7 protein-coding genes are annotated in these 7,525 nt (G+C 76.1%); 2 read left to right on the plus strand and 5 right to left on the minus strand.

From position 1 onward, the window contains the following. Positions 1–1,403 (plus strand): M81 family metallopeptidase (locus FRZ03_RS18850; protein WP_146466369.1); only part of this gene is annotated, 1,403 nt, incomplete at its 5' end. Positions 1,404–1,477: 74 nt separating this feature from the next. Beyond that, positions 1,478–2,272 carry a copper homeostasis protein CutC gene (locus FRZ03_RS18855; RefSeq protein WP_146466370.1) on the plus strand — a complete coding sequence of 265 codons (795 nt, stop codon included), beginning with the start codon at positions 1,478–1,480 and terminating at the stop codon, positions 2,270–2,272. 46 nt (positions 2,273–2,318) lie between these two features. Here FRZ03_RS18855 and FRZ03_RS18860 read toward each other — a convergent pair whose 3' ends face one another. From FRZ03_RS18860 to FRZ03_RS18880, 5 genes are all read right to left on the minus strand, one after another. Continuing rightward, the gene (locus FRZ03_RS18860; RefSeq protein WP_146466335.1) at positions 2,319–2,939 is read right to left on the minus strand and encodes a helix-turn-helix domain-containing protein; all 621 of its coding nucleotides are present in this window, start codon (positions 2,937–2,939) and stop codon (positions 2,319–2,321) included. A gap of 47 nt (positions 2,940–2,986) precedes the next feature. Next, entirely contained in the window at positions 2,987–4,927 is a 1,941-nt protein-coding gene (locus FRZ03_RS18865) for an ABC transporter ATP-binding protein (protein WP_146466336.1), read from the minus strand. After that, positions 4,927–5,799, minus strand: coding sequence for an ABC transporter permease (locus FRZ03_RS18870; protein WP_146466371.1), 873 nt, complete (start codon positions 5,797–5,799; stop codon positions 4,927–4,929). Before FRZ03_RS18870 ends, FRZ03_RS18865 begins: the two co-directional genes overlap by 1 nt. After that, positions 5,796–6,776 carry an ABC transporter permease gene (locus FRZ03_RS18875; RefSeq protein WP_146466337.1) on the minus strand — a complete coding sequence of 327 codons (981 nt, stop codon included), beginning with the start codon at positions 6,774–6,776 and terminating at the stop codon, positions 5,796–5,798. Before FRZ03_RS18875 ends, FRZ03_RS18870 begins: the two co-directional genes overlap by 4 nt. Further along, a partial coding sequence (locus FRZ03_RS18880; protein ID WP_261399253.1) for an alpha/beta hydrolase family protein occupies positions 6,773–7,525 on the minus strand: 753 nt, incomplete at its 5' end. The genes FRZ03_RS18880 and FRZ03_RS18875, both read right to left, overlap by 4 nt.

The following is a 7,525-nucleotide window of genomic DNA, read 5'->3' on the forward strand; positions in this document are numbered from 1 at the left end:
CCGACGTGCTCGGCCGTTACCCCTTCCTCGCCCCCGGCGAGGAGCTGCGCGAGGCCGCCGACTGGCACGGCGCGCTGGTGGGCAAGTCGCTGCCGGGCGGCATGGTCACCGCCGCCGCCTGGTCCGCGCTCACCGACGAACTCGTCGACCGGCTCGCCGCGCTGCCCCCGCTCGACGGCCTCTGGTACGACATCCACGGCGCGATGAGCGTGGAGGGCGTCGAGGACCCCGAGGCCGTCCTGTTGGCACGCATCCGCGCCACCGTCGGCCCCGACGTGATCGTCTCCACCTCGATGGACCTGCACGGCAACGTCTCCCGTGAACTCGCCCACCGCAGCGACCTCATCACCTGCTACCGGATGGCCCCGCACGAGGACCACATGGAGACCAAGGAGCGCGCGGTGCGCAACCTGGTCGACCTGCTCGCCACCGGCGCCCCCCGCCCGGTGAAGGCGTGGGTGCCGGTCCCGGTGCTGCTGGCCGGAGAACAGACCTCCACCCGCATCGAGCCCGCGAAGAGCGTGTACGCGGCGGTCGACGAGGTCGAGGCCATGGCCGGGGTCACCGACGCGGCGATATGGGTCGGCTACGCCTGGGCCGACGCGCCCCGCAACCGCGCGGCCGTCGTGGTGACCGGCCCCGACCGCGAGGCGGTGGCGGCCGGTGCCGAACGCCTCGCCCGGGGCTTCTGGGAGGCCCGCCACGACTTCGGCTTCGTCGCCCCGACCGGGACCTTCGACGGCCTCCTCGACGAGGCCCTGCGCTCGGCCCACCGGCCCTACTTCATCAGCGACACCGGCGACAACCCCACCGCGGGCGGCGCCGGCGACGTCACCTGGGGCCTGACCCGGCTGCTGGAGCGCCCGGAGTTCCAGAAGGACGACGGACCGACCGTCCTGTACGCCTCGGTGCCCGGCCCCGCCGCCGTCGACACCGCGGTCGCCGCCGGCGTGGGCGCGACCGTCACCGTCACCGCCGGGGCCGAGGTGGACGACCGGCACGCCGGTCCCGTCACCCTCACGGGCGTGGTGCACGCCATCCGGCACGGCGACCGCGACGCCGAGACCGAGGTCGTGATCCGCGTCGGCAGCGTGTACGCGATCCTCACCCGGCTGCGCAAGCCCTACCACCACGAGCACGACTTCACCGACCTGGACCTCGACCCGCGCTCCGCCGACATCGTCATCGTGAAGATCGGCTACCTGGAGCCGGAACTGTTCGACATGGCCGCGGCCTGGAAGATGGCCCTCACCCCCGGTGGCGTCGACCAGGACCTGGTACGGCTCGGCCACCACCGCATCCGCCGGCCCATGTTCCCCTTCGACCGCGACATGGCCGACCCGGACCTGACGGCCCGGATCATCCCGGCCGCCGACCGGCCGCTCACCGGGGACGACGAGTGACGGACCGCACCGCTGCCGCCCCCCACCAGGACCGGCCCGCCGCCCCGGACGGCACCGGTACGCCGCGAGCCGCCCTGGAGATCGCCGTCACCTCCCCGGCCGGCGCCCGCGCCGCCCGCGACCACGGTGCGGACCGGGTCGAACTCTGCACCGGGCTGGAGCTGGGCGGCCTGACCCCGTCGGCGGCCTCGGTGGAGGCGGTCGCCGCCACCGGGCTGCCGGCGCACGCCCTGGTGCGGTGCCGGCCCGGCGACTTCGTGTACGACGCCGAGGAGATCGCCCTGATGGCCGCCGAGGTCCGCTCGGTCGTCGCGTCCGGCGCCGCCGGCGTGGTCGTCGGCGCGCTGACCGCCGAGGGCGCCCTGGACACCGGTGCCGTCACCCGCCTGGCCGATGCCGCCCGTGACGCCGCACGCGACCGGGGGCGCCCGGTGGAGATCACCCTGCACCGGGCGATCGACCAGTCCGCGGACCCGGTCGCCGTCGCGGCCTCGCTCCCCGCACTGGGGATCACCCGGGTCCTCAGCTCCGGCGGCGCGGCCACCGCGGCCGCGGGGCTGGCCACCCTCGCCGCCATGACCGCCGCCGCCCCCGGTGTGCAGGTGATGGCGGGCGGCGGCGTGCGCACCGCCGACATCCCCGCCCTGGTGGCCGCGGGGGTGGCCGCCGTTCACCTGTCCGCCAAGACCCGGGCCGAACCCCGGCGCGGCGGCACCTGGACACCCCTCGGCGTCGCGGGCGCCTGCGCCGCCGACGACACCCACTTCGTCACCGATCCGGAGGTGGTGGCCGAGGCCCGGCGGGCACTGGACGCCGCAGCCGGGCGCCCGGCGGCGTCCGGCGGGACCAGCCGACCGGCCCTTCGCTGAAGGGAGTTCACGACGCGGTGAAGGCGCGCGCGGCGGGCGGATGCGGTCAGGAACGGTATCCCACCGTCGTGAGGGTGACGGCGGGCGCGTCGTACGTCGCGTAGTAGTGGCTGCTCATCCCCGAGAAGCGGGCGCCGTCCCCGGTGGCCAGGTGGTGCTCCTCGCCCTCGACGACCAGGGCGACCGCGCCGGACAGCACGACGACGTACTCCACCGAACCGGCACCGTGCGAGCTGAGCTGGCTCTGCGCGTGCGGGTGCAGACGGGTGCGGTACATCTCCGTGCGCCGTGGTTCGGGGTCGGCGAACAGCAGGTTGACGGAGGTCTCGTCGGGCGGCTCCGGCAGCTGGGCGGCCCGGACGATCTCGGGGCGCAGCAGCGGCCGGCGCAGCAGCTCGTCGCAGGTGGTCTCCAGCGCCGTCGCTATCCGGACCAGCACGTCCACCGTGGGGTTGGCCTCGGAGCGCTCGATCTGCGAGAGCAGCGCCTTGCTGACGCCGGTGCCGGCCGACAGCTCGCGCAGGCTCAGACCCCGCGCGAGCCGCAGCCGGTGGAGGTTCCCGGCGAGCGAGGCGCGGACCGTGTCGGCCGGTGACGCCGGGGACGCGGCCGGGGGCGGGACGGCGGCAGGGGGCGTCGTCTCGGTCACCGGTCCCTCGCTGTTCATCCGTTGGGTGTCCGTGCGGCGGGCCGACGGCAGGTCAGCGGCCCACTCTAGTCGGCGACTTCCCGCTCGGGCACCGCGGCGAGGAGCCGCCGGGTCTCCTCGTGGCGCGGGTGGTCCAGCACCTCCGCCGTGGTCCCCTCCTCCACGACGCGTCCACGGGACAGCACGGCGACCCGGTCGGCGATCTGCCGCACCACGGCCAGGTCGTGGGTGATGAAGAGGACGGCGAAGTTCTGGCTCCGCCGCAACTCGGCCAGCAGCCCGAGGATTTGGGCCTGCACCGAGACGTCCAGGGCGGCCACGGCCTCGTCGCAGATCAGGAGCCTCGGCCGGGCGGCGAGCGCGCGCGCCACCGCGACCCGCTGGCGCTCACCCCCGGACAGGGCGGCGGGACGCCGGTCCGCGTAGTGCGCGGGCAGGCCCACCTGGTCCAGGAGGGCAAGTACCGCCTGGTCCCGATCGCCGTCCACGGCAAGGCCGTTGCGCCGCGCGGCGGCGAGCGCCTCGCGCAGGGTGGCGCCCACGGTGCGCAGCGGGCTCAGGGACGCGTACGGGTCCTGGAAGACGATCTGGGTGTGGGCCGCGAGCCTGCGCCGGTCCGCCGGGCCCGGCCTGCCGCCCGCGCGCAGTTCCACCGGCCCGCTGCGCACGGTTCCGGAGTCGAACGTCTCCAGCCCGATGGCGATGCGCGCGAGCGTCGTCTTGCCGGACCCCGAGCGCCCGACGAGGGCGGTGATCTCACCCGCCGGAACCGTCAACGACACATCCGACAGCGCCTGGTGCCCGGCGTCCGCTCCGGTGCCGAACCGGCGGCCGACACCCTCGACCACCAGGGCGGCGTCGGACCGCCGAGGGCCTGCGTGCGGGGCGCCCGCCGTCCGCTCCTCCCGGGCCTGCCGCGGGCCGGCGTCCCCGGTGTCCTCCCCGGCCGCACCCGGCAACGCGGTGAGCGCGCCGATCCTCGCGCACGCCGTACGCCGGCGGTCCGCGCCCGGCGCGCCAGCGGGCGGGGCGGCCAGGGTGAGCGGCGCGGTGCGGCACTCGGCCGCCACATGGGCGCAGCGAACGGCGAACGGACAGCCCGCGCCCCGGCTGCCGGGCGGCGGGACGGACCCGGGGATCGACGGCAGGGGGTCCTTGCGCCGGAACACGGAGGGCTCCGAGGCGAGCAGCGCCGCCGTGTAGGGGTGCTGCGGCGCGGCCTGGACGTCGCCCGCCGGGCCGTGCTCCAGCACACTGCCCGCGTACAGCACGTAGATCCGGTCGCAGGAGGAGAACGCCACCCGCAGGTCGTGGGTGATCAGGACCAGCCCCATGGCCCGCTCGTGCCGCAGCCGGCCGAGCAGAGCGAGCACGGCGGCCTGGTTGGCCGAGTCGAGCGCGGTGGTCGGCTCGTCCGCGATCAGGAGATCGGGGTCCGCGGCCAGGGCGGCGGCCGTCGCGGCACGCTGGAGCATGCCGCCGGACAGTTCGTGCGGGTAGCGGTCGGCGATCTCCGCGGGCAGCCCGACCTCGGCGAGACGCCGGACCACCTCGGCCCGGCGGGCGGCCCGGGCGGCGCGGCCCCGGCGCGGGTGCTCCTCCTCCCGCAGCCCGTCCGCGATCTGGCGCCCGCAGGTGAGCTGGGGGTGCAGCATGGTGAACGGGTCCTGCATCAGCAGCGCCACGCGCCGCCCGCGCAGGGCGCCGCGGGCGCGCGGGCCGAGCCCCAGGACGTCCTGGCCGCCGAGGGAGACGGTGCCGCCGGTGACCGTCACACCGTCCGGCAGCAGCCCGGTGACGGCGCGCACGGCGAGGGACTTGCCGCTGCCCGACTCACCGACCACACCGACGCATTCGCCGGGGGCGACGGCGAAGGAGACCCCGTCGACGATGGAGTGCCGTGCGCCCGCCGTGGCGGCGATGCGCAGCCCGTCGACGTCGAGCAGTGACGCGGTCGGCGTTCCGGCGCCGGGTCCGGGTTCGGCGGTGGGGGTGGATGTGGTCATCACGCATTGCCTCGCTTGGAGAACACCTCGAGCACCCGGTCCCCCAGATGGTTGAGGACGACCGCGGAGAGGACGATGAGGACCGCCGGCGCGAGGGCCGCGCTGGGGTTGGTGTAGAGCAGGTCCCGGTTCTCGGCGAGCATGCGCCCCCAGTCCGGCGCGCCCGGCGGGACCCCGAGGCCGAGGAAGGACAGCGAGCTGAGCGCGACGACGGAACCCGCGAAGTTCAGCAGGGTGTTCGCGACGGCCACCGGCAGCGTGTTGGGCCAGATGTGCCGCAGCATCACGGTGCGGCGGGGCAGCCCGAGCGTCTCCGCGGCCTCCACGTACGGCAGGTGCCGCTGCTCGCGGACGGCCGTGCGCACCAGCCGGATGTCCGACGGCGAGGTCAGCACCATCAGCGCGCACACGGCGAGCGCGTAGCCGCCGCCCCCGATGCCGGCCACCACCAGGGTGACGAGCAGCGCGGGCACGGCGAGCAGCAGATCGGCCCAGCGCCGTACCAGCATGTCGGTCCAGCCGCCCAGGTATCCGGCGAGCAGGCCGAGGACGTTGCCGATCAGCATGGAGCCGAGCGCCACCAGTGCGGCGCCGGTCAGGGTGGACCGCGCGCCCGCGATCGTCATCTCGGCGATGTCGCGGCCGAGCGCGTCGGTGCCGAGGAGGTGCCCGCCCCCCGGCATCCGGGCCCCGGCGGCGATGTCCTGGGCGTCCCAGCCGGGCAGCAGCGACTGCCCGAAGGCGGCGGCGGCCAGCAGCAGTACGGCGACGGCGGCACCGGCGGCGGTCAGCGGCCGGATGCGCGGCCGGGGCCGCCGTGCGGTGGTGCCGGTCCTGTCCGCGGGTCCGGCCGCCGTCGGGTGGTCCGTCATCGCGCGTTCCCCTTCCCCGTGCGGGCGGGCCGCAGCCGCGGGTCGATCAGCGGCTGCGCGAGGTCCGTGACGAGCCCCGCGAGGACGACCAGCGTCGCGATGAACAGCGCCTCGGCCTGGACGAGCGGCACGTCCCGGTAGGTCACGGACTCCACCAGCAGGGAGCCCAGGCCGGGCAGGGCGAAGACCTGCTCCACCAGCACGGTTCCGGCCAGCAGGTAGGCGACGACGAGACCGACACCGGTGAGGACCGGCACCAGGGCGCCGCGCAGCACGTAGTCCACCAGGATGCGGCGCTCCGGCACACCCCGGGCGCGGGCGAACACCACGTGTTCCTTGGCGAGTTCGCGGATCACGGCCGCCCGGGTGAGCTTGAGCAGGACCGCCGTGACACTCAGCGCGAGGGTCACCGCCGGCAGCACCAGGTGGTGCAGCCGGTCGCCGCCGCCCTGGCCGGGGCCGTAGGCGGGGAACCAGCGCAGCATCAGGGAGAAGAGGTAGATGAGCACGAGGCCGCCCGCGAAGGCCGGTGTGGACAGGGCGACCAGGCCGGCCGTCTGCACCGCGCGGTCGGTCGCCCGGTAGCGCCGCAGCGCGGTGAGGATTCCGCCGGGGATGCCGAGCAGCAGCGCGACGGCGAGACCCAGTCCGACCAGCTGCCCGGTGAGGGCCAGCCGGCCGCCGATGGTGGCGGAGACCGGGGCGCCGGTACGGATCGAGGTGCCGAGGTCGAGATGGAGGACACCGCCGAGCCAGTGCAGGTACTGCGCGGCGAAGGGGCTGTCCAGGTGGTACCTGGCCCGGACGGCGGCGAGGGCCTGCGGGGTGGCGCCGCGCTGCCCGAGCAGGGTGCGCGCGGGGTCGCCGGGCGCGATCCGGAGCAGCGCGAACACGGCGACGGACAGCACGAACAGCAGCACCAGGGTGCCGCCGACGCGGGTGAGGACGTAGCGCAGCGGAAGGGGTCCGCGGTTCACCGGAAGGCTCCCTCGGCGGCGGGTGCGGCGGGTGCGGCGGGTGCGGCGGGCAGGACGGCGGCCGGGTCCGGCGCGGGCTCGGCCGGGTCCGCGAGATGGGCGTCGAGCCACGCCGCCACCCGGGCCGTCGCGTCCAGCAGACGGCCGGGGTCGGTGAACTCGTGGCCCTCGCCCGGATACACGTACAGCTCGACGGGGGCGCGGCCCGCCCGGCGCAGCGTGCGGTACAGCTGATGGGCCTGGCCGACCGGGGTGACCCGGTCCTCGGCGCCGTGGATGACGAGCGTGGGGGTGCCGGGGCCGCCGTGGGCGGCGACGGCGGACCGCAGCCGCAGACCGCCGGGGCCCGGCACGCCGGGCGGCGGCGCGGCGATGCCGTACGTGTCGTCGTAGCCGCCGCCGATGTTGCTGCTGTCGCGGAAGCTCTGCCAGTCGGTCGGGGCGGAGACCACGACCGCGGCGCGGAACAGGCCGGTGCGGGCGGCGGCCAGCGCGGCGAGGTAGCCGCCGTAGCTGTGGCCGAGGACGGCGGTGCGGTCCGGGTCGGCCAGCCCGTCGGCGATCAGCCGCCGCACCCCGCTCAGCACGTCGTCTAGGTCGGCGCCGCCCACATCGCCGACGACGGCGCGGGCGTAGTCGAGTCCGCGTCCGCTGCTGCCGCGCGGGTTGGGCAGCAGGACCAGGTAACCGGCGGCGGCCAGCGCGGGCGCGAGGCCCAGGACGTCACCGGGGGCGTGGCCCGCCGTCCA

Origin of the sequence: Streptomyces misionensis (assembly GCF_007896895.1) — a bacterium.
Classification (GTDB): Bacteria; Actinomycetota; Actinomycetes; order Streptomycetales; family Streptomycetaceae; genus Streptomyces; species Streptomyces misionensis_A.

Excerpts from the sequence above, each read along its gene's own strand:
- FRZ03_RS18860 (WP_146466335.1), bottom strand. The coding sequence starts at position 2,939 with ATGAACAGCGAGGGACCGGTGACCGAGACGACGCCCCCTGCCGCCGTC.
- FRZ03_RS18865 (WP_146466336.1), bottom strand. The coding sequence starts at position 4,927 with ATGACCACATCCACCCCCACCGCCGAACCCGGACCCGGCGCCGGAACG.
- FRZ03_RS18870 (WP_146466371.1), bottom strand. The coding sequence starts at position 5,799 with ATGACGGACCACCCGACGGCGGCCGGACCCGCGGACAGGACCGGCACC.